24 protein-coding genes are annotated in these 22,149 nt (G+C 57.8%); 12 read left to right on the plus strand and 12 right to left on the minus strand.

Translation table 11 applies throughout. The features are described 5' to 3' along the window. From alaS to ugpQ, 4 genes are all read right to left on the minus strand, one after another. Positions 1-1,154: alanine--tRNA ligase (alaS, locus tag ABI171_RS10570; protein WP_348092524.1), on the minus strand; the 1,154-nt coding region annotated here is incomplete at its 3' end. A gap of 259 nt (positions 1,155-1,413) precedes the next feature. Then, entirely contained in the window at positions 1,414-1,635 is a 222-nt protein-coding gene (locus tag ABI171_RS10575; RefSeq protein WP_348092525.1) for a hypothetical protein, read from the minus strand. A 62-nt stretch (positions 1,636-1,697) separates the two neighbouring features. Next, positions 1,698-2,285, minus strand: coding sequence for a hypothetical protein (locus tag ABI171_RS10580; protein ID WP_348092526.1), 588 nt, complete (start codon positions 2,283-2,285; stop codon positions 1,698-1,700). 133 nt (positions 2,286-2,418) lie between these two features. Then, positions 2,419-3,195: a glycerophosphodiester phosphodiesterase gene (gene ugpQ, locus ABI171_RS10585; protein ID WP_348092527.1), complete on the minus strand. Its 777-nt coding sequence runs from the start codon at positions 3,193-3,195 to the stop codon at positions 2,419-2,421. Between the two features lie 113 nt (positions 3,196-3,308). On the opposite strand from ugpQ, the gene ABI171_RS10590 reads away from it, so the two are divergent. The 6 genes from ABI171_RS10590 to ABI171_RS10615 all read left to right on the plus strand — a co-directional run bounded on the left by ABI171_RS10590 (position 3,309) and on the right by ABI171_RS10615 (position 9,247). Further along, positions 3,309-3,788 (plus strand): 2TM domain-containing protein, encoded by a 480-nt coding sequence (locus ABI171_RS10590; protein WP_348092528.1) that lies wholly within the window; start codon positions 3,309-3,311, stop codon positions 3,786-3,788. Further along, on the plus strand, positions 3,785-4,897 hold the full coding sequence (locus ABI171_RS10595) for a histidine kinase (RefSeq protein ID WP_348092529.1): 1,113 nt from the start codon (positions 3,785-3,787) through the stop codon (positions 4,895-4,897). Before ABI171_RS10590 ends, ABI171_RS10595 begins: the two co-directional genes overlap by 4 nt. A gap of 2 nt (positions 4,898-4,899) precedes the next feature. Continuing rightward, positions 4,900-5,700: a LytTR family DNA-binding domain-containing protein gene (locus ABI171_RS10600; protein WP_348092530.1), complete on the plus strand. Its 801-nt coding sequence runs from the start codon at positions 4,900-4,902 to the stop codon at positions 5,698-5,700. 198 nt (positions 5,701-5,898) lie between these two features. Continuing rightward, entirely contained in the window at positions 5,899-7,674 is a 1,776-nt protein-coding gene (locus ABI171_RS10605) for a glutamine--tRNA ligase/YqeY domain fusion protein (RefSeq protein WP_348092531.1), read from the plus strand. A gap of 199 nt (positions 7,675-7,873) precedes the next feature. Next, positions 7,874-8,644: a DUF4429 domain-containing protein gene (locus ABI171_RS10610; protein WP_348092532.1), complete on the plus strand. Its 771-nt coding sequence runs from the start codon at positions 7,874-7,876 to the stop codon at positions 8,642-8,644. 93 nt (positions 8,645-8,737) lie between these two features. Beyond that, the gene (locus ABI171_RS10615) at positions 8,738-9,247 is read left to right on the plus strand and encodes a DUF1993 domain-containing protein (RefSeq protein WP_348092533.1); all 510 of its coding nucleotides are present in this window, start codon (positions 8,738-8,740) and stop codon (positions 9,245-9,247) included. 70 nt (positions 9,248-9,317) lie between these two features. Here ABI171_RS10615 and ABI171_RS10620 read toward each other — a convergent pair whose 3' ends face one another. After that, on the minus strand, positions 9,318-10,229 hold the full coding sequence (locus tag ABI171_RS10620; RefSeq protein WP_348092534.1) for a LysR family transcriptional regulator: 912 nt from the start codon (positions 10,227-10,229) through the stop codon (positions 9,318-9,320). 137 nt (positions 10,230-10,366) lie between these two features. On the opposite strand from ABI171_RS10620, the gene ABI171_RS10625 reads away from it, so the two are divergent. Further along, positions 10,367-11,629, plus strand: coding sequence for an MFS transporter (locus ABI171_RS10625; RefSeq protein WP_348092535.1), 1,263 nt, complete (start codon positions 10,367-10,369; stop codon positions 11,627-11,629). Positions 11,630-11,631: 2 nt separating this feature from the next. Here the strand turns inward: ABI171_RS10625 and ABI171_RS10630 are convergent, their stop codons facing one another. Beyond that, entirely contained in the window at positions 11,632-12,132 is a 501-nt protein-coding gene (locus tag ABI171_RS10630) for an inositol monophosphatase family protein (RefSeq protein WP_348092536.1), read from the minus strand. A gap of 21 nt (positions 12,133-12,153) precedes the next feature. Here ABI171_RS10630 and ABI171_RS10635 point away from each other — a divergent pair, with 21 nt between their 5' ends. After that, positions 12,154-12,546: an AraC family transcriptional regulator gene (locus ABI171_RS10635; RefSeq protein WP_348092537.1), complete on the plus strand. Its 393-nt coding sequence runs from the start codon at positions 12,154-12,156 to the stop codon at positions 12,544-12,546. A 10-nt stretch (positions 12,547-12,556) separates the two neighbouring features. Here ABI171_RS10635 and betA read toward each other — a convergent pair whose 3' ends face one another. Genes betA through betI form a run of 3 tightly spaced genes read right to left on the minus strand, consistent with a single transcriptional unit; the run spans position 12,557 to position 16,353 of the window. Beyond that, positions 12,557-14,227, minus strand: a complete 1,671-nt coding sequence (gene betA, locus ABI171_RS10640; protein ID WP_348092538.1) for a choline dehydrogenase — start codon at positions 14,225-14,227, stop codon at positions 12,557-12,559. Positions 14,228-14,245: 18 nt separating this feature from the next. After that, a complete protein-coding gene (gene betB / locus ABI171_RS10645; RefSeq protein ID WP_348092539.1) occupies positions 14,246-15,718 on the minus strand; it encodes a betaine-aldehyde dehydrogenase in 1,473 nt (490 codons plus the stop codon). 41 nt (positions 15,719-15,759) lie between these two features. Next, positions 15,760-16,353 (minus strand): transcriptional regulator BetI, encoded by a 594-nt coding sequence (gene betI, locus ABI171_RS10650; protein WP_348092577.1) that lies wholly within the window; start codon positions 16,351-16,353, stop codon positions 15,760-15,762. A 308-nt stretch (positions 16,354-16,661) separates the two neighbouring features. Here betI and ABI171_RS10655 point away from each other — a divergent pair, with 308 nt between their 5' ends. From ABI171_RS10655 to ABI171_RS10665, 3 genes are all read left to right on the plus strand, one after another. Beyond that, positions 16,662-18,236, plus strand: a complete 1,575-nt coding sequence (locus ABI171_RS10655) for a BCCT family transporter (protein WP_348092540.1) — start codon at positions 16,662-16,664, stop codon at positions 18,234-18,236. Between the two features lie 169 nt (positions 18,237-18,405). After that, the gene (locus ABI171_RS10660) at positions 18,406-18,786 is read left to right on the plus strand and encodes a type II toxin-antitoxin system RelE/ParE family toxin (RefSeq protein ID WP_348092541.1); all 381 of its coding nucleotides are present in this window, start codon (positions 18,406-18,408) and stop codon (positions 18,784-18,786) included. Continuing rightward, the gene (locus tag ABI171_RS10665; protein WP_348092542.1) at positions 18,779-19,102 is read left to right on the plus strand and encodes an XRE family transcriptional regulator; all 324 of its coding nucleotides are present in this window, start codon (positions 18,779-18,781) and stop codon (positions 19,100-19,102) included. The genes ABI171_RS10660 and ABI171_RS10665 overlap by 8 nt, the downstream gene beginning before the upstream one ends. A 42-nt stretch (positions 19,103-19,144) precedes the next feature. Here the strand turns inward: ABI171_RS10665 and ABI171_RS10670 are convergent, their stop codons facing one another. After that, on the minus strand, positions 19,145-20,443 hold the full coding sequence (locus tag ABI171_RS10670; RefSeq protein ID WP_348092543.1) for a solute carrier family 23 protein: 1,299 nt from the start codon (positions 20,441-20,443) through the stop codon (positions 19,145-19,147). Between the two features lie 280 nt (positions 20,444-20,723). Next, positions 20,724-21,242: a DUF1269 domain-containing protein gene (locus ABI171_RS10675; protein ID WP_348092544.1), complete on the minus strand. Its 519-nt coding sequence runs from the start codon at positions 21,240-21,242 to the stop codon at positions 20,724-20,726. A gap of 148 nt (positions 21,243-21,390) precedes the next feature. Here ABI171_RS10675 and ABI171_RS10680 point away from each other — a divergent pair, with 148 nt between their 5' ends. Continuing rightward, positions 21,391-21,693, plus strand: coding sequence for an antibiotic biosynthesis monooxygenase family protein (locus ABI171_RS10680; RefSeq protein WP_348092545.1), 303 nt, complete (start codon positions 21,391-21,393; stop codon positions 21,691-21,693). Between the two features lie 233 nt (positions 21,694-21,926). Here the strand turns inward: ABI171_RS10680 and ABI171_RS10685 are convergent, their stop codons facing one another. After that, positions 21,927-22,103 (minus strand): DUF3563 family protein, encoded by a 177-nt coding sequence (locus ABI171_RS10685; RefSeq protein WP_348092578.1) that lies wholly within the window; start codon positions 22,101-22,103, stop codon positions 21,927-21,929. Positions 22,104-22,149: the final 46 nt, after the last annotated feature.

The raw sequence follows: 22,149 nt of genomic DNA on the forward strand, positions 1-22,149 counted from the left end.
ACGTCGCCTTTGAGCTCGGCGAGGTCTTGCTCGAGGATTTTCAGGCCCTGCTCCAGGGTCTTGGCGAACTGCTCTTCTTCGGCCTTCAGCACGCGTTCGATGTGCGCCTGGTTCTGGGTCAGTTCCGGGAACGCTTCGCCCATCTCGGCGACCAGCGCCGCGACGATCTGGTAGAAGAAGCTGCCGTTGGCGCCCAGCTTGTTACCGTGGCGGCAGGCGCGACGGATGATACGGCGCAGCACATAGCCGCGACCTTCGTTCGACGGCAGTACACCGTCAGCGATCAGGAAGCTGCAGGAACGGATATGGTCCGACACCACCTTGAGCGAAGACTGGCCTTCGTTGGCGCAACCAATGGCTGCGGCAGACGCGCTCAACAGGTTGGTGAACAGGTCGATTTCGTAGTTGGAGTGAACGTGCTGCATCACCGCACTGATCCGCTCCAGGCCCATGCCGGTGTCAACCGACGGTGCCGGCAGCGGATGCAACACGCCATCGGCGGTGCGGTTGAATTGCATGAACACGTTGTTCCAGATTTCGATGTAACGGTCGCCATCCTGCTCCGGGCTGCCGGGAGGACCGCCCCAGACATCGGGACCATGGTCGTAGAAAATTTCGGAACAGGGACCGCAAGGACCGGTGTCGGCCATTTGCCAGAAATTATCCGAAGCGTAAGGCGCGCCCTTGTTATCGCCGATGCGGACGATACGCTCTGTCGGCAGGCCGATGACGTTATGCCAGATATCGTAGGCTTCATCGTCGGTTTCATATACCGTGGCCCATAATTTATCGGCCGGCAAGCCGTACACTTTGGTCAGCAGCTCCCAGGCCCAGACCAGCGAATCATGCTTGAAGTAGTCGCCGAACGACCAGTTGCCCAGCATTTCGAAAAAAGTGTGGTGACGCGCGGTATAGCCGACGTTTTCCAGGTCGTTGTGCTTGCCGCCGGCGCGCAGGCAGCGCTGCACCGAGGTGGCGCGCACGTAATTGCGCTTTTCGGTACCCAGGAACACGTCCTTGAACTGCACCATACCGGAGTTGGTAAACAGCAGTGTCGGATCGTTGCCGGGGACCAGGCTCGATGAGCGCACGATGGTGTGGCCTTTGGATTCAAAGAATTTGAGAAACTTTTCGCGGATTTCGGCTGAGTTCATGTTCTTGGGCAAAAAATGAAACGGAATAAAGGCAATCGACGTTCAGCAACTCAGGTAAACCGAGACCGGCCCGCAAGACGTTGCCAAATAAGTACTTTTGCAAACCTCTGATTATACGTGATACCTGCCGGACGATTCAGCAGGAAGCGCATGAAAAAAGCCCGCCGGAATCGCTCCCGACGGGCTTTTAATGATATCAGGTAAGAATTCAGATGAATCTCATCCGGATTCGGTCCTGTATCAGCCGTACTGCGCGCTATTAAGCGCCTTTATTGGTTGGCGTAGCAGTGATAGCGTGGCTTTTCTTGTGGTGATGCTTTTTGTGCTTTTTCATGGTTTTTGCTGGTGCAGCAGCGTCTGGCGCAGCAGCAGGAGCTGCCATTGGTGCTGCAGGAGCAGGTGCTGGGGCAGCGGTTTGCGCCATCACTGGCAGAGCGAAAGCAGCGACAAGTACGGCAGCCAGCAATTTATTGATCTTCATTTGGAAATCCTTTCAGTTAGGTAAAAACAAGCAAATCTGTTGCTTTAAAGATAAATCAACGATCAGCCATTCGTTTTATCACGGTGAATACGTCCTGAAACTCGGTTCTGCACTCGATTAACGCGGGCCTGTTCATTTGCGTTGACATGACCGTTACGGGCAACCCGGGCTTCTGTACGGTCGACATGCGCCTCACCGCGTTGCAGATTGCCTGCCTGGCGTTTGTCCAGGCTACCGGATTTGATGCCGTTTTCAATCCGCTGTTCCTGATTGGCGTTGCGCTGCACGTCGGCTTGCATACGTTGGCTGGAAACCGAATTCGGATTGCCGACCGCGCCGTTATGCTTGTCTGCGCCGATATCTTGGCTCACCTTGTTTTGCATACCTTGGATGCGAGCTTTTTCTGCCGGGCTGAGATTGCCATTCTTGAGCGCATTGGATTCAGTACGGTCAACCTTGGCTTCCTGATGCTCAAGCTGGCCGGCTTCACGGGTAGTCAACTGGCCGGATTTCAAACCGTTTTCTATCCGGTTTTGCTGATTGACGTCACGCTGGGTTTCGCTGGCGGCGGATTGTGCGAAGACAGGGACTGCCAACAGGGTAGTCACGAGCGCAGTCAGCAGGAAAGAGATCGATTTTGTGGTTTTCATGGTGGTCCTTTTCGGGTTGGCTGTTTAGGCTGATGAGCTGCTTGCCCATGTGACCTTAAACGCTAACAGCGGCAACCCGCCGACACATCATTTGTAAGCCATGTAACGAAACGTAAACCAAAGTAAATACCGACTAGGCAAAATCGGCCGCGATCAAGTCGATCCGGTCGGTGCAGAATCCATCCACGCCCCAGCCCAGTATTTCCGTGGCGCGCGCCGGGGTATTCACCGTATAGCAAAACAAACCGTAGCCTGCCCGCTTGACTGCATCGGCCTGCATCGGCGACAGGTATTTGTGATTGGTATGCAAGGCCACCGCATCCAGTTCCTGCAGTCTGTGCTGCCAGTCATCCTCGATCACATCGGTTAAAAAGCCGCGCGGGATATCGGGTGCGGCGACCTGGGCCGCACGCAGGGCGTCAAACGAAAACGAGGAAAACAAGGGTAACGCCGGATCGGGCCAGGCGCCGCTGTCGACAGCCACATGCGCAGCCAGTTCAGTCTCAAAAACTTCTTCGGTGACTTGCGCCACCACGCGGCCGGTTTCAATTTCAAATCCCTCGGCCGGCTTGATTTCAACATTCATCCAGATGCCGTTCTGCCGGCAAAAAGCCAGCACCTGGCGATAGGTGCAGATCCGTTCGCCGGCAAATTGCGGCCCCAACCAGCTGCCGGCATCCATCACGGCCAGCTGGTCGGCATTGAAGTCAGACACCTTGCCAACGCCTCGCACGGTGCGGCCGAACACCGCATCGTGCATCAGGATCGGCACGCCGTCGCGCGACAGCATGACATCAAACTCGACCGCATGGTATCCGTGTTCCAGACCGCAGCGCATGGCCGCCAAGGTATTTTCCGGAGCCAGTGTGCCGCCGCCGCGATGCGCGACTATTTTGGGATAGGGCCACATAAATCTTTTCCTTCAATAGATATGTTGGAATTACCGCAAGCAAAACATCGCCGGTTAAAGACGGATGGTTCAATTGCCTGCCTTGATGTTCAACCTTCAATGTCCAATCTTAAATGATCAGCATTGTTTGGCACAGCCCCAATCTGCCGCGCCGCGCCATCACATTCAGCGGCACATTCACATTTGCTCTCCGCCAGCATCGATTCGCGCCATCCAAAGCCGGTTTCGTCGCATTCTGCTTCCAACCGATGCAGCCGGCGTTCAACATTCACACATCGCCTGACAACAAAGCTACAAGGAGAACGACAATGGACGACAGCCATCCCGACTACAAAGAAGCGCAACGCCAAGTCGAGCGGAAAATCGGATTCTTTATTCATTTATCCGTCTATTTGCTCGTCAACAGCGGGCTGGTGCTGCTGAACTATGTGAATAATCCAGGCCATCCCTGGGCGATGGGACCAATTCTCGGCTGGGGAATCGGGTTACTATTCCACGGCCTGGCGGTGTTCATGCATGCCTCAGGCGCAAAATGGAAGCGCCGCATGATAGAACAAGAGCTGAACAAGCATAACCACACACCTCCCGCATGAACCGGATACCCGAACTCGCACTGCAACAAAACGCCGGGCCCTTAGGGCAGCGCCTGCTGAAAAGCTTGCTGATCAATCTCAGCGTCGACATCGGCTGCGCCGTTTTCGTTACTTATGTAATGGAAATCGGCGACAGCTTCTTGCAAAACCTGGTGTTTTCCCTGTGTATCGGCCTTTCCGTCATGCTGTTCAATTACCTTGGCCGGTATCTGCTCTGGCGCAACAACGTTCCGCCGCGCCGGGCTTACATGGCGCTGATCCTGGCGACGGCCGGCCTGGCTTTCCTGTTCGGTACCCGGCTGGCGACAAAACTGCTCTGCCTTCCACCCGATGGCGTTGATCAATATATGAGTTACCACGCAACCGGCCTGATCGTCCTGACTGTTTCCCTCAGCGTCGGCGCCACCCTGTTTTTCTGGAACCAAAGCACCCTCGCCGAGCTGCGCAACCAGGCTGCCACCGAAAAAGCGCGTAGCACTGCCGTCGAAAAGCAAGCCTTGCAAGCCCAGCTGCAATTGCTGCAGGCCCAGATCGAGCCGCACATGCTGTTCAACACCCTGGCCACGCTACAAAGCCTGATCGCATTCGATGCTCCGCGCGCGCAGCAGATGCTGGACCAGTTGATCCAGTATCTGCGCTCATCGCTGTCGTCGTCGCGCACCGGACAAACCACCCTGGCGCAGGAATTCGGCTTGATGGAAGCGTATCTGGAACTGATGTCGCTGCGCATGGGCGCCCGCCTCAGCTACGCACTGGATCTGCCTGAAGCACTGCGAAGCACCGTCATCGCGCCGATGCTGCTGCAGCCACTGGTGGAAAACGCCATCAAGCACGGTGTCGAACCGAAAATAGAAGGTGGCCGGATCGAAGTCAGCGCCAGCCGGTACGGCCAAATGCTGCTGTTGCGGGTCAGCGATACGGGTCTGGGACTGGCCGATGAGGAAACGCGAAACCAGCACCATCAACCTGGCGGCAATAGCAGCCACATCGGTCTCGATAATATCCGCGAGCGCCTGCACGCACTGTACGGTTCTGAGGCCCGGCTGCATCTCGGCGCCAACATGCCGCATGGCGTCATCGCTCAAATCCAGCTTCCTTACTTGTCATGATTATGCCATCCACCAATCCATCTGAACTACGCGCCCTGATTGCAGAAGACGAACCGATCCTGGCTGCCGCGCTGAAGCACGCCCTGCAAAAACTATGGCCGGAATTACAAATCGTTGCCAGCGTCGAGAATGGCGTGGCGGTGGTCGAGCAAACCCTCGCACTGCGGCCCGATGTCTTGTTCCTGGATATAAAAATGCCGGGCAAAAGCGGCCTGGAAGCAGCCCAGGAACTGGCGGAAGAATGGCCGGAAGGCCAAGCGTTTCCATTGATCGTGTTCGTCACGGCATACGACGAATACGCGATCTCAGCCTTCGACCATGCCGCCGCCGACTATGTCTTGAAACCGATCAGCGACGCTCGCCTCGGGAAAACCATCGCTCGTCTGCAACAGCGTCTGCAGCAGGATGCTGGCAAAGACCAAGCGCTCGAGCACCTGATCGGACAGTTGCACAACCTGCAACCCAAGGCCGGCGCCGAACGGCTGACTGTCATCCGCGCCGCGGTGGGCAACCAGATCCGCATGATTCCTATCGGCGAAGTGATTTATTTCGAGGCCAGCGACAAATATATCAATGTCGTCACGGCGGAAAGCGAATCGCTGATACGCACCAGTCTCAAGGACTTGCTGCAGCAGCTCGATAGCCAGCAGTTCTGGCAGGTACATCGCGGCACAGTCGTCAATTGCCAATGCATCCAGGTGGCCACCCGCGATGAAAACGGCAAGCTGTCGATCAAGCTGCGCGGCCGCAGCGAAAGCCTGGCGGTCAGCCGCGTATTTGCCCATTTGTTCCGGCAAATGTAACTGATGGGCGATACCGGTTTTAAAGGGTCGGACGGCAATATTAAATAATTTTTTGATATTAAAATAGCGCTTTCCGCCCCGCATCCAGCGCCGGATCCCCGCAGTGCAACAAAATCCGCCAGGTCCCTCCTGCAAAGCGCCACGCTACGGTAAAATGAGTCATAACCTCATTCTGCAAAGCGTATAAATAAATCCTCCATGAGCACAGATCACACCAACGGCCACACCCCACCTGCACCTGCCTCGTCCAATTTCTTGCGCGGCATCATCGAAACCGATTTGACGGCCGGCGCCTACGCCAACCGCCAGGACAGCCAGGGTCAGCCATTGCCGCAAGTGGTCACGCGTTTCCCGCCGGAGCCTAACGGCTACCTGCACATCGGCCACGCCAAGTCGATCTGCGTCAATTTCGGCCTGGCGCGCGATTACGCCGGCCGTTGCCATCTGCGTTTCGACGATACCAACCCTGAAAAAGAAGAACAGGAATACGTCGACACCATCATCGACAGCGTGCGCTGGCTGGGTTTCGACTGGAAAGATAGCACTGGCGAGCACCTCTATTTCGCCAGCAATTATTTCGACAAGCTGTATGAAATGGCGGAGTATCTGATTACCGTCGGCCTGGCTTATGTCGACAGCCAAAGCGCGGAAGAGATGGCGGCCAACCGCGGTAATTTCGGCGAAGTCGGCAAGGATTCGCCGTTCCGCAACCGCCCTGCGGCCGAATCGCTGGACCTGTTCCGCCGCATGAAGGCGGGCAAGTTCAAGGATGGCGAACACATCGTGCGCGCCAAGATCGACATGACCTCGCCCAACATGAACCTGCGCGATCCGGCCATCTACCGTATCCGCCACGCCCATCATCACCGGACCGGCGACAAGTGGTGCATCTACCCGATGTACGACTACACGCATCCGATCTCCGATGCGCTGGAAAATATTTCGCATTCGGTCTGCACCCTCGAATTCCAAGACCACCGGCCGTTCTACGACTGGATCCTGGAGCACCTGAGCAGCGCCGGCTTCCTGCAAAAACCAGTGCCGCACCAGTACGAGTTTTCACGCCTCAACGTCACCTATGTCATTACCAGCAAGCGCAAGCTGCGCCAGCTGGTGGACGAAGGCATCGTCGACGGCTGGGACGATCCGCGCATGCCGACCCTGGTCGGTATCCGCCGCCGCGGTTTTACGCCGGAAGCGCTGCAACTGTTTTGCGACCGCACCGGCGTCACCAAATCGGACGGCTGGATCGACATGAGCTCGCTGGAAGGTGCGTTGCGGGAAGACCTCGATCCAAAAGCGCCGCGCGCTTCGGCTGTGTTGCGGCCTTTGAAGCTGATCATCGATAATTTTCCGGAAGGCGAAACCGTGGCTTGCCACGCCCCGGTCTATCCTCCGGCGCATCCCGAGCATGCCACTGCGCTGCGTCATTTTCCAATTAGCAACACGCTCTGGATCGAGCAGGAAGATTTCATGGAAACCCCTGTCAAAGGGTATTTCCGCCTGTTCCCGCCGACGGCCGACAAGCCGGGCAGCCGGGTCCGCCTGCGCCACGGTTTTGTGGTCGAGTGCACCGGTTTCGATAAAGACGTCGACGGTAAGGTCACTGCAGTCCATTGCACATACTTTCCAGACAGCAAGAGCGGCACCGAAGGCAGCGCCAACTACAAGGTCAAGGGCAATATCCACTGGATCAGCGTGGCGCATGCGCTGGAAGCTGAAGTACGGCTGTACGACCGCCTGTTCACCGATCCGCATCCGGACGCCGGTGGCAAGGACTTCAAGGCTGCCCTGAATCCGAACGCCAAGGAAGTGATTACCGCTTACCTGGAGCCAGGCCTGAAAGACGCCAAGCCGGAAGACCGCTATCAGTTCGAACGGCATGGCTATTTCATTGCCGACCGGGTTGATTCGGTAGTCGGCAAACCGGTATTCAACCGGACTGTTACCTTGAAGGACGGCTGGGGCAAGTAAAACCCGCGGATCGTTCGTTCGCACCACCCGCAAAAAAGACGCCACCCCGTAAATTCGGTGTGGCGTCTTTATTCATTTTGAAGCCGGTGTTACATTATCTGACTATATTAAAGGCATCGGCGTTTTGCGCCGAGATGATGGCAAACAGGTTGTAAATACAGGGTAAGCAGACGTGGGGCTAGCGGTTATACAGGTAGAGATGCAAGTACGGGGCGTTAACGGCCAGGTAACGCTACTCAGTGACCGGATCCAGATCAAGCGCGCCGGCGCCATGGCCCGTTTGACGCAAGCCAAGAACGGCGACAAGGATATTCTGATTGCCGACCTGAGCGGGGTTCGCATCCAGCTGCCCAGCCTGATGAGCAACGGTTATATCCGTTTTTTCCTGGTCAACGGCGAGTCCGCCGACGCCAGCCTGATTCGCGCGGCCGGCGACGCCAATACGGTCCTCGTCAATGGCTGGCAATTGACCCGCTTCACGCTTCTCAAAAGTGCTGTTGAGAAGAAAATCGCTGCATTGCAGCCGTCGCCTGTGCTATTGCTTCCTGCCCCGGAAGTTCTCTCGGAACCCGTATCAGAATCCGTATTGGAGCCTGTACCGGAACCTGTTTCAGAGCCCGTTCCAGAAGCTGTCTCAGAGTCCGTACCGGAACCTGTCTCGGAACTTGCGCCGGAATCGGTATCAGAGCCAGAGCCGACATCAGAAGAACCGCCATCGGTATTAGAATCTGCGCCAGAATCTGTGGCAGAAGCCGCGCCAGAACCTGTATCCGAACCTGCATCAGAAATCACGCCGGAAATTTCTCCGGCAATTACCCCGGTGGCGACTCCGGCAGCCTCCCCGACAGTCTCGGCAGGACTTCCCCCGATAGACTTCGAACAGCTGGATCTGTTGGCGGAACAGTACAAGCAAGGTCTGATTTCGCGCTCGGAATGGGTCTCCGCCAAAAAGAAACTGCTGCGGCTCTAGGTAATTACCTGCCAGTCAGCGGACTCGCCACGCAAGCACTATAATCATGCACCTTCCCAGCAGCATGACGCGACAACCAACCAAGGATTCACCATGACTATCTCCATGTACAGCACTTCAATTCCTGTCTTCAAGCAACTGCTGAACGCCCTCAGCGATGTTCTGGCAAAAGCCGAAGCACACGCAACTGAAAAGAAGATCGATCCGAACGCGCTGCTGCAAGCGCGCCTGTTTCCAGACATGTTCCCGCTGGTGCGCCAGGTACAGATCGCTGCCGACTTCGCCAAGAGCGTACCTGCCCGCCTGGCTGGCGCCGAAGTGCCCGCGTATGAAGACAACGAGCAAACCTTTGCCGATCTGCATGCCCGCATCAAGAAGACACTGGCATTTATCGATGGCCTGTCCGTTGAAAAAATCGACGGTAGCGAAGCGCTGGAAATCGTCTTGCGCCCTGGCACACCGAAAGAGAAGAAGCTGAACGGCCAGACTTACCTGCTAGGCTATGGCTTGCCGCAATTCTTCTTCCACGTCACCACCGCCTATGACATCCTGCGCCATAACGGCGTAGAAGTTGGCAAGCGCGACTTCATGGGCGCTTACTAAGCCTGCGGGAAATACTATTTCCCCAATGTGAAAAGCGGCCTGCGGGCCGCTTTTTCTTGGCTGCAGCACATCAAACCGGCAAGTGCAGTTCTTCCTCCAGCATCGTATGCATATCCTGGCGCAAACGTTCGATGGGCGCAGCCAGTCTTCCCGGCGTCCTGGCATGCACCAGCCAGGTGTTCACGCCGCCCTTGAAATCGGGCACGTCCAATACCCGCAACTGATCGCGAAACGCGCTGCGCGCCCATGCTCCCGGCATGATCATGCCAATCCCGACGCCACGCGCCACCAGTGATAATTGCAGCTCCGTGCCGAAGGTTTCGACCGCGACATCCACCGGTAGACGCGCGGCATCCATGGTGTGCCGGATCGAGCGGCGTATACCACAGCCATCCTGGTTCACCACCCAGGCATGGCTTGCCAACTCACTCAAGGACAAACTGCCATCGTCCAGCGACGAGGCACGGCTCGCCACGATCAGGGGCATTTGATGGTTTAGCAAATGTGTCGTCAACGTATTCGGCGGCATGACATCGTCCGGCAAAACTACCGCCGCCGCATCGATTGCGTTGCTTTCCATCAAAATCAGCAAGGCAGGCGACCAGCCGGCGCTGACGCGCAATGTCAACTTGCTGAACTCGCTGCGCAGATTATCAATCGGATGAGTCAGCGCAAGCTCGGCCAGAAAAGGGGCAATCCCGAGACGAAACTCGCCGCTCACTTCTGAACCCGGTTCTACGCCGGCCAGCAAATCGGCTACCGAACCCAGCACACGGCGGCCGCGCTCGTAGATTTCCTTGCCGGCAGCGGTAGGTTTCAGCGGCTTCGATTGCCGCTCAAGCAAGGCTAAGCCTAAGCGATCTTCCAGGCTTTGGACGCGACGGCTGATGCCCGGTTGCGTCAGATGCAAGCGTGTTGCTGCGGCGACAATTGAACCGGTCTCTACCACCGCAACGAAGGCCTCGATATCATGAGTATTCAAAATAAATCCGCATAATAATTATAATAATAATTCACTTGTAGCATAAAGATTGCGAATGCACAATCACAGCATTGAAACCGCTTGCCAGGGATCGGACTCCGCCTCTCCCACTGCAAACTGCGCCACGCAAAGAAGCCATGAATGCTCCCGACTTGCCGCCCAACGCCATCTGTCCTGCCGCGCAGACAATCACCACGCATGCCGCCAGCGGTGGCATTTCCGCCGCGCTGCAAATATTGTTCGCAGCCGCCGTCGGCATCACCGTCATTAACCTGTTCGCCACGCAGACCCTGATCGCGCCGATAGCCGCTGCGCTAGGCCTGGATTCCCGGTTGAGCGGCATGGTCGCCATGCTGCCGCAGCTGGGCTACGCCGCAGGCCTGATCCTGCTGGTGCCGCTGGCCGATTTGCTGGAAAACCGCCAGTTGATCGTGCGCTTGCTGGCCTGCTGCGCGCTGGCATTGGCGGTGGCAACCGTGTCGACTTCGGGCTGGGTATTCCTGTTGGCGATCTTCCTGGCGGGCAGCGCCTCCAGCGCGATCCAGATCATGGTGCCGCTAGCCGCCCTGATGGCTTGCGAAGCGCACCGCGGCAGAGTGGTCGGCAATGTGATGAGCGGCCTGATGCTGGGCATCCTGCTGTCGCGGCCATTGGCAAGTTTACTGGTGGATATTGGCGGCTGGCGCCTGTTGTACCTGGTGCTGACAGCGTCGGTGGCCTTGGTGGCGGTCACGCTCAGCCGCACGCTGCCAATGCGGCAACCGGTTGCCGGCCTGCCTTATATGGCTTTGATCAAGTCATTGTGGAATTTGCTGCTCAGCCAGCCGGTGCTACGCCGGCGCGCGCTGACCGCAGCACTGGCGATGGCGACCTTCAGCCTGTTCTGGACAGCCGTCGCGCTGCTGCTGACGCAAGCGCCATTCAACCTGAGCCAGCGCCATATCGCCCTGTTCGCTTTGGCCGGCGCCGCCGGCGCAATCGCGGCGCCGCTTGCCGGCCGCATCGGCGACCGCGGCTGGACCCGGCCCGCCAGCCTGGCTGCGCATGTGCTGATGATTGCGGCATTGCTGCTGGCCGGCGTCGCCGGCGCCGGTTGGGGTGGTTTTAGGATTGCGGCCCATCCATTGCTGGCGATCTCCATGCTGGTGCTCGCCGCAATCGGCCTGGATGCCGGCGTCACCACCGACCAGACCCTGGGCCGGCGCGCCATCAACCTGCTGCAGCCGGAAGCGCGCGGACGCCTGAACGGCTTATTCGTCGGCATCTTTTTCGTCGGCGGTGCGCTGGGCGCGGCGAGCGCGGCGCTGGCCTGGGTCAATGGCGGCTGGACAGCGGTCTGCCTGCTGGGCATCGCTTACGCAGTAGCTACGCTAGCGATCGGCGCATTGCAGAAAAATTGAGACTAGAGCTTGGCCAGCGTCGCCCGCAACGATTCATGCACCGGCGGCGGCGCGGCGACGATGCTGCTGCAGGCGCGTATGCCATAAGGCTGGCCGCCGACATCGGTAGCGCGACCGCCGGCTTCCCGCACCAGCAAGCTGCCGCCGAGACAGTTGACGCCATCGTCGCCAAACTCCCAGAACGCATCGACCTTGCCGCTCGCCACAAAAGCCAGCTGCAAAGAGGTCGGCCCGAAATTGCGGACCGCCATAACTTCCGGCAACACCGCCGCCAGCGAAGCTGACGCCATACCGATGGCAGACGGCTGCTGGGTGATGAAAGGCGGCTGGTTGGTGGTCACCAGTCCGCCACGATAGTCAGTGATTCGGTTGACGGCAATCCGCTTGCCATTGCAGAACGCTCCTGCGCCCGCCATGGCGTGATACAGCTCGTCATGGATCACGTCGAACACAACCGCAAACACCACCTCGCCATCTTGCAGCGAATGGAGCAATGGCCGCAAGGCGCTGCGCTGGACGCATCCATGCGGCGTTTACTGAGCGTGTTCATCGACGAGTTGGTGAACGCGGCGCCGGAACCGCTGAGCCTGACCATGCCGCGCGATCCGCGCCTGCTGAAGATGGCGGCGGCGATTGCAGAGAACCCGGCGGATGACACCTCGCTGGATGCCTGGGCCGACCAGATCGGCATGTCACGCCGGAGCATCACACGCCACTTCCGCAGCGAAACCGGCATGTCAGTGGTGGAATGGCGGCAGATTGCCCGCTTGCAGCATGGCCTGGAACTGCTGGCCAAGGGCACATCGGTGACCGCCGTCGCCATCACCTTGGGCTATGACAGCGTCAGCAGTTTTATTGCGCTGTTCCGGCGGGCGCTGGGCACCACGCCGGCCAAGATGGCAGAGCGCGGCGCCTGAGCTGCCTCGGTTACTGCCGGGCCGGCTTGTCGCCGGCGACGTAATACGCCACTTCTACGCGCGGCAACGGCTCGCGGCCACGGATCTGGTCGGCGATTTTTTCCGCGATCATGATGGTCGGTGCATTCAGGTTGCCAGTGGTAATCAACGGCATGATCGATGCATCCACTACGCGCAAACCCTGCAAGCCATGCACCCGTCCCTGGTTATCCACTACCGCCATGTCGTCGTAACCCATGGCGTTGGAACAGGATGGATGGAAAGCGGTTTCCGCATGCTGGCGCACGAAGGCGTCCAGTTCGGCATCGCTCTGCGCTTGCACGCCCGGCGAAATTTCGCGACCGGCGTAGGCTGACAACGCCTGCTGCCCGATGATCTCGCGCGTGATGCGGATACCATTGCGGAATTCCTGCCAGTCCTGCTCGCTCGACATATAGTTGAACAGGATGCTCGGATGCTGGCGCGGATCTTTCGAGCGCAGATGGACGCGGCCGCGGCTCGGCGAGCGCATCGATCCCATGTGCGCCTGGAAGCTGTGCACCTTGATCGGATTGCTGCCGTTGTAATTGATCGCCACCGGCAAGAAGTGATACTGGATGTTCGGCCACTCGAAGCTGTCATCGCTGCGGATGAATCCACCCGCTTCGAACTGGTTGCTGGCGCCGACACCGGTCCCCAACAACAGCCATTCCGCGCCGATCTGCGGCTGGTTCCATGGCTTGAGCGCAGGCGCCAGCGAGACTGGTTGCTTGCATTCGTACTGCTGGTAGATTTCCAGATGGTCTTGCAGATTGGCGCCAACGCCAGGCAAATCCAGCACCACCGGAATATCGTGCTGGCGCAGCAGTTGCGCCGGGCCGACGCCGGAGCGCTGCAAAATCTGCGGCGAAGCAATCGCACCGGAACACAGCAGCACTTCGCGCCGGGCTTGCGCAATGTACGCTTGATCGTGCTGCAAGTAGGCGACACCGACCGCGCACTTGCCGGAAAACAGGATGCGGTCCGTCAATGCATGCGTAACGATAGTCAAGTTAGGGCGCCCCCGAGCCTGGTCCAGGTAGCCGCGCGCGGTGCTGGCGCGCCTTCCCTGCGGCGTGGTGGTGCGGTCCATCGGGCCGAACCCCTCCTGCTGATAACCGTTAAGGTCGTCGGTGCGCGGATAGCCTGCCTGCACCCCGGCTTCCACCATCGCATGGTAGAGCACGTTGTTGCCGCTCTTCGGCGTGGTGACGCTGACCGGACCGTCGCCACCGTGATAATCGTTGCCACCGATATCACGCGTTTCGGCCTTTTTGAAGTACGGCAGGCAATCCAGGTAAGACCAGTTTTCCAGGCCATTGCGCTTGGCCCAGTGATCATAGTCCAGAGCGTTGCCACGGATGTAGCACATGCCATTGATCAGCGATGAACCACCCAGGCCTTTGCCACGGCCACATTCCATGCGACGGCCATTCATGTGCGGTTCCGGATCGGTTTCGTAGGCCCAGTTATAGCGCCGCCCCTGCAATGGAAACGCCAATGCGGCCGGCATCTGGGTGCGGAAATCGAGACGGTAATCGGGACCGCCGGCTTCCAGCAGCAGGACGCTGGTATCAGCGTCTTCAGTCAGGCGGGTCGCCAGGACATTGCCTGCGGAACCGGCGCCGATGATGATGTAGTCGTATTCTTTTGCTTGTTGCATGATGATCCTTGACGCTAATTAAAACACTGATGTATAAGCACCAAGCTCGACTTGAATCGACTTGATGCGGGTGTAGTGTTCCAATGTCGTCAAGCCGTTCTCGCGGCCGACGCCGGATTGCTTGTAGCCACCTACCGGCATTTCGGCCGCCGATTCGCCCCAGGTGTTGATCCAGCAGATACCGGCTTCCAGCTGATGGATCACGCGATGGGCGCGGCTCAGGTTTTCTGTCATCAGGCCGGCAGCCAGGCCGTATTCCGTGTCATTGGCGCGGCGGATCACTTCGTCTTCTTCGTCGAACGAGAGGATGCTCATCACCGGGCCGAAAATTTCTTCGCGGACGATTTTCATGTCGTCACGGCAGTCGGTAAATACGGTCGGCTGCACATACGCGCCGCTGGCATAGGCGCCGTTGACTTCGCGCTTGCCGCCGATCAGCAGACGTGCGCCTTCTGTCAGGCCGGATTCGATGTAAGACAGCACGCTATCCATGTGAGGGAAACTGACCAGCGGGCCGAAGTTGGTGTGCATATCCTGTGGATTACCGAGACGGATACGCGCGACCCGCGCCAGCACCTTGGCTTCAAACGCCTGCTTGATCGAGCTATGCACAAACACGCGGGTGCCGTTGGTACACACCTGGCCGGAGCTGTAGAAATTGGCCATGACGGCGACATCCGCCGCGCGTTCCAGGTCGGCATCGGCGAACACGATCAGCGGCGACTTGCCGCCCAGTTCCATCGTCACTTCCTTCAAGGTCGAACTGGAAGCGCTAGCCATGACTTTCTTGCCGGTGGCGGTGCCGCCGGTGAAGGAAATTTTCTCGATGCCAGCATGTTCCGTCAGCCAGGTGCCGACTTCACGGCCGCTGCCGGTCAGCACATTGAATACGCCGTCAGGCAATCCTGCCTCAGTGTAGATTTCAGCCAGCCGCAGCGTGCTCAACGGCGTCACTTCGCTAGGCTTGAAAATCATCGCATTGCCTGCCGCCAGCGCCGGCGCCGATTTCCACAGGGCGATCTGGATAGGATAATTCCAGGCGCCGATGCCGGCCACCACACCCAGCGGCTCGCGGCGGGTGTAGACAAACGAACTTTCACGCAGCGGGATTTGCGTGCCTTCTATCGACGGCACCAGGCCGGCGTAATATTCCAGCACGTCGGCGCCGGTGACGATATCTACGGCACGGGTTTCCGACAGCGCTTTACCTGTATCCAAGGTTTCCAGCTCGGCCAACTCATCATTGCGTTCACGCAAGATCGCTACTGCACGGCGCAGCACGCGCGAACGCTGCATCGCGGTTTGCGCGGCCCAGATGCGCTGTCCTTGTTGCGCGCTGATGACGGCGCGGTCGACGTCTTCCTTGGTGGCGCGCTGGACTTCTGCCAGTACTTCGCCATTAGCCGGATTGATGGTCTGGAAGGTATCGCTACCGCTGGCGTCGACACGGCGGCCGCCGATATACAGTTGTTGTTGCTTGAAAACAGGCATGCAGATTCTCCTCGATGAGTTGCTGTCAGATAGGCTAAAGATCAGGCTGCCGTAGCGGCGCCGTTTTTCTTTGCCAGTTGTTGATCCAGATATTCGTAAGCCAGCCGGCGTGCGGCGTCAGCGTCAAAGGTTTTGCCCGACAGCGAGCCGCGCAGCCACAGTCCGTCGATCATCGCGGCCAGGCCGCGGGCGGCATGACGCGCCTGTGCCAGCGGCAACTCGCGTAAAAACTGGCAGCACAGGTTGGAGCGCAGGCGCTGGTCGTTCACATGCTGCAATCTGCGCAAGGATTCCTGGTGCATGCTGGACGACCAGAACGCAAGCCAGGTTTTCATGACCGGCCCGCTCACCTGGCTGTCGTTGAAATTGGCGTCGACGATGGCGCGCAGATGGGCGGCGGCAGTTTCTTCTCTCAGTTCGCTGCGGCGGCGCAAGGTATCTTCGCTCAGGTCGCGCAAGATCTGGCGCATGGTGGCTTCCAGCAAACCGCTTTTGTCGCCGAAGTAATGGCTGATGATGCCGGTCGACAGACCCGCCTGCTTGGCGATAAGGGCAATCGTGGCGTCGGCCAGGCCGACCCGGTCAATCACTTGCAGCGTCGCCTGGATCAGCTGCTTGCGGCGCAGCGGCAGCATCTCGTTTCTTTTCCTCAACTCACTCTCCTCTTGCGTTCGCGGAAAGCGGTCGTCCCATCCGCTGCGTGAAATCAGTATAATTTAAATTGATTGGACGTTCAATCAATTTAAGTTTAGGCTCTCATCGTGATGTCAGTAACAACACAATATTTACTTTATAGAAACAACAATCAGTTCAATACCGGCAACAGAATCGGAATGAGGTTTATTTAAATGCGACAACAAACAAACGCGGCCGCGATGAGACAGCAGCCAACTACGCAACCGCTCGAGCAAGCAGCCAACCCATGTCGCCGCGAGCAAATCAAATGAGTGCGACCACCGTCATCATCGCGGACAACGCGCCCACCAAAATCAGGCTCAACCGCCCGGTTTTCTTTTCGTCAGCGCTGCTGATCCTTGTCTTCACCGTCATCATCATCGCCTTCCCGCAAGCCTCGACCGCGTGGTTGTCGCAGGCCCAAGTCACGCTGGCCAGCAGTTTCGGCTGGTACTACATGCTGGTGGTCGCGGCCTATCTCGGCTTCATCATCTGGCTGGCGGCATCGCCTTACGGCAAGATCAAACTGGGAGCGGATGACGAGCAGCCCGCCTTCAGCTACGGCGCCTGGGCCGGCATGCTGTTTTCTTCAGGTATCGGGATTTCCCTGCTCTATTTCGGCGCATCGGAACCGTTGACGCATTACCTGTATCCACCGCAAGGCGCGGCGTCGACGCCTGCGGCCGCCAGCCAGGCGATGACATTGACGTTCCTGCATTGGGGCCTGCACGGCTGGGCCATCTACGCCTTGATCGCGGTGGCGCTCGGCTACTTTGCCTATCGCCACAAGCAGCCTCTGGCTCTGCGTACCGCGCTGTATCCCTTGTTGGGCGAACGCGTGCACGGCGTCGCCGGCCATGCAGTGGACTGTTTCGGTATCGTTGTGACGGTACTCGGTCTGGTCAGCAACCTCGGCATCGGCTCGCTGCAAATCAGCGCCGGCCTGGAACATCTGTTCGGACTGCAAAACAGCCATAGCACATTGCTGGCGGTGATCATCGTGATGACGATCGTCGCCACGCTGGCGGCTATCTCCGGCGTGGAAACCGGCATTCGCCGCTTGTCGAATCTGAATGTGGTGCTGTTCGCCGGCCTGCTGATTTTTGTCCTGTCGATGGGACCGACCTTGCACCTGCTGAACGCCATGATCCAGAACCTGGGCGATTACGTCAGCAATTTCGTCGGCAAGACGTTTGACCTGTATGCCTATGACCAGCCTAGCGACTGGCTTGGCAAGTGGACTCTGTTCTACTGGGCCTGGTGGATATCCTGGGCGCCATTCGTCGGCCTGTTCATTGCCCGTATCTCGCGTGGCCGCACCATTCGCGAAGTCGTGACCGGTGTCTTGCTGCTGCCACTGGCTTTCACGCTGGTATGGCTGTCGGTGTTCGGCAACAGCGCGCTGGACCTGCTGATCAACCATGGTGCTGTCGAATTGAGCCGTACCGCGCTGGAGCAGCCGGCCATGACCATGTATAAATTGCTGGCACACTATCCGCTTGGCACCGCGATGTCCGGCGTAGCGATTTTCGTCGGCTTCGTGCTGTTCCTGACGCCGGCAGATTCCGGCGCCGTGATGCTGGCGAATTTGTCGATGCAAGGAAGTGAGAACGAAGGCGATGCGCCGCACTGGCTGCGGATCTTCTGGTCGGCGCTGATCATGGCGGTGACGGTCGGCCTGATGTTTGCAGATAACATCAGCGCGATCCAAACCACCATCGTGCTGGCGTCCTTGCCGTTTTCGCTGGTGCTGGTGTTGTACATGGTGTGCCTGCTGAAGAGCCTGCGAATGGAATTCAAGCCAGCGACAGTAGCTGCGATCAAGATTGCCCGGCAAACTTGATTGGCCGCATGGATTGTTAATGCCAGACTTCTAGCATTTTAAGAATTCCCTGTCATCCACCGTATAAATCGGTGAATTAGACTCAAAGACCCGGTCGCTTACGTGACCGGGTCTTTTTTTTGCATGAATCCGACACATCAATACATTCCCTTGATGGAATATAACTTTTATGGAATATTTAGCAAATACGTGGGGCATTGAGTACACCGACGAATTCGGCGACTGGTGGAATTTGCTAACCGAGGAAGAACAAGAATCGGTCCGCGCCAGCGTCAAGCTGCTTGAGGCATTGGAGCCTGGTTTGGGGTTTCCTCATACCAGTGGCGTTAATGGCTCAAAACATTCGCACATGCGGGAATTGCGTACGCAGCATGGAGGCAAGCCTTATCGAACTTTGTTCGCTTTCGATCCGCGCCGCTGTGCGATCTTGCTGATAGGCGGCGACAAAACCGGCAAGTCGCGCTGGCATGACATCAATGTACCGCTTGCAGATCGCCTGTATGACGATCATCTGGATACATTACGAAAGGAAGGGCCGTTAAATGGCTAAGAAATTTTCTGAATTAGAGGCAAAAATGCCGGCCGCGGCACGGGCGCGCTCGGATACCAAATTCCATGACTTACTCGCTGAAATGCCTCTGCACGAATTGCGCCGCGCACGCGGCCTGACACAAAAGGCCTTGGCCGAAGTACTGCATGTCGAGCAACCGGCGATTGCCAAACTGGAGCGGCGCGCCGACATGTATATTTCCTCGCTGCGTGCGCACATCGAAGCGATGGGTGGAAAGCTGGAAATCATTGCACGCTTTCCCGAGGGCGCAGTAAAAATCCAGAATTTCACTACGCTGGAAACGATCCAAGCGTAGCTCAGACGCCGGGCCCCTCGTCACCAGCGGCCCGACGCAGATTTATGCTTTCTGTTTTCGCAGCAAGGCGTGCAGAATGATTGCGCCGAAAGTCGCGGTGCCGATACCGCCCAGAGAAAACTGCCCGAGTTTCAAGGTAAAGTCGCCGGCGCCCAGCACCAGAGTCACTGCCGCCACGATCAGGTTGCGATTATCGGAAAAATCGACCTTGTTCTCAACCCAGATCCGTGCACCCGACACGGCGATCAAACCAAACACTACAATCGAAACGCCACCCAGCACCGCGCCTGGAATGGTTTGGATCACAGCACCGAATTTCGGCGAAAAACCCAGGATGATCGCCAGGCAAGCGGCAACCACAAACACCAGCGTCGAGTAGATCTTGGTGACGGCCATTACGCCAATATTTTCCGCATAGGTAGTAACACCGGTGCCGCCGACACTACCCGATACGATCGTCGCCAACCCGTCGCCGACGAATGCCCGCCCCATGTACTTGTCGAGATTCTGTCCGGTCATGGCTGCCACTGCTTTGATGTGGCCCAGGTTTTCGGCCACCAGGATAATTGCAATCGGGGCCAGCAAGGCCATTGCATCAGCCTTGAATACCGGTGCAGAGAAGTGCGGAATACCGAACCAGGCTACATTCGCAACCATTGCAAAATCAATCGGCTTGCCAAGGCCGGCGCCGTTGGTGAGCACCGCATAAATCACATACGCCAGCACCAGGCCGACCAGGATCAGCAAGCGTTGCAGCATGCCGCGTCCAAATACCGCCACGCCGCCGACACACAATACCGTGCCCAATGCCATCCAGGCGTCGAAGTTATTGCCACTGACGCCCTTGACTGCGATCGGCGCCAGATTCAAGCCAATCACCGCCACTACGGCGCCCGTGACTACCGGCGGCATCAGGGTTTCGATCCAGCGAGTGCCGATCGCCATTACCAGGAAACCGATCAGCGCATACACCACACCGCAGGCAATAATGCCGCCCAGTGCCACGCCCAGATTGGGATTCAAGCCGTGGCCGCCATAGGCGCTGACCGCGATCACCAGGCCGATGAAGGAAAAACTGGAACCCAGATAGCTCGGCACACGGCCGCCTACCAGCACAAAGAACAGCAAGGTGCCGATGCCCGACATGAAGATCGCCAGGTTGGGATCGAAGCCCATCAGCAGCGGCGCCAGCACGGTTGAGCCGAACATCGCCACCACGTGCTGTACGCCCATCGCAAATGTCTGCGGCCACGGCAAGCGCTCGTCGGCGGCGATTACCTGGCCCTGCCCGTCCGCCGTGCTTGCGCGCAAACGCCACGTGGGAAAATAAGAACCTGCCATGAATTTCCTCCCTGAATACCGATCTACCCTATGCCTGCCGCGACTGCGGCTGAGCTGCAAGCCTGAACCGCAAAGCATGGCATGGCAGAACCGTATGATTGATTTTGTTTTTGACCGGAAGCTAGTGTACGAAGGCGGCAACAAAATAACAATCGCGTTTAGAAAAAAATCCGCAAGACTGCGGCAAGAACGCTAGCTTCCGGTTGCAACTTGCACAAAAAAACAGCGGTCAGATGACCGCTGCCTGTTGACGTCCAATTCTGTTGCCGCTTCGGCGCCGCTATGGGAAAACCGGCAGATGTTTTTCAACTCCGGCAAAAGCCGCTTCCGGATGGCGCTTTTCAATCAGCTCTTCGATCGCTGGCACGCGTTTGAACGGCACATCGACCAGCAACAGTATCTTGCCTTCCTCGATCCCGGCATGGAATGCTTTCAGCCGAGAATTCGGCAGCGCCGCAGCCGCCATCCCCGACATCCAGCTGCCCAGCACTGCGCCGGCCAGCGTCAGCGCCACCATAGCAAGCCAGTTCAGATGCACCCACTCCGGCGGGAAATACACCAGCCACATGCCCAAAATCAAACCCATCACGCCGCCAGCCAGCAAACCGACTTCAGCACCGTTTGCCAAATCTGTTTTATGAAATATATTGGCTTCAGGCATATCCGCTGGCAATTTGCCGTCGGCAGCCCAGAAATGAATATGCCGGATCCCGACCCGCGCCAGCAGCAATTCGTCTAGCGTGCTGCGTGCACCGGGAACATCCGGCAACATGAAATAAAGTCTTTGTCGGCCCAACATGATGGTCTCCTATGACTGGTTATGCCTTCAGCATAGTCAATCGGGATCGAATCCACAAAGACTGATTGCCACCCCAGCCCCTCGCCGACCCCAAACAAGTAAAAATGCGACAATTGCTTTTCCGCCCACCAACCATGATGGAAATACCATGATTCTCGAATTAGCCGATATCCGCATCCAGCCAGGCAAGCAACAGGAATTTGACGCAGCGATTCAGCGCGGCGTCGAGCAAGTCATCAGCAAAGCCAAGGGCTTTGTCAGTTTCAAGGTGCACAAGGGGATCGAATCGCCGGAACGCTATGTGCTGACAATTGTCTGGCAAACCCTGGAAAACCATACTGTGGACTTCCGCGAATCGCCGGCATTTGCCGACTGGCGCGCGCTGGTAGGACCGTTTTTTGCAGTCGCGCCGACCGTCGAGCATTTCACGCTCTTGGCAGAATCGCACTAATTGCAAGCTGGAGAAATGTAAGGAGAGATGCACTGTGTGAGCAGCAGGGCAACCCGTTCGACGGCCAGTGCCGGTGGGATGCCCAACTGCTACGCAGCGATATATTTACTACAAACGTACTGCTAAAAATTTACAACAACAGCTCAAACACCTGCCAACTGCAAACAACTGCGGCTTAATACCGATTGCCGGAAAATGCGGCAATGCATGACTGCTTTGCTACAATTACAGACTTAGAAGCCTTTGATCCATGCTGCAGTCTGGGCGCTTTCACGGTCCAGGCGTTTCATGCGGTACTCCAGGTCGTACAGGTCGACTGCTTCGGCCAGATAAGCTTCTTTACGTGCAGCTTCCGAACGTTCGTAGGCAGTACCGAGACGCTTGAAAAATGCAGCGATGTTGCTCAGCATGCCGGCGCTTTGTACTACTGGCGCGACCGGACGTGCTACAGGAGCC

Origin of the sequence: Collimonas sp., assembly GCF_039923675.1 — a bacterium.
Taxonomy (GTDB): Bacteria; Pseudomonadota; Gammaproteobacteria; order Burkholderiales; family Burkholderiaceae_D; genus Collimonas.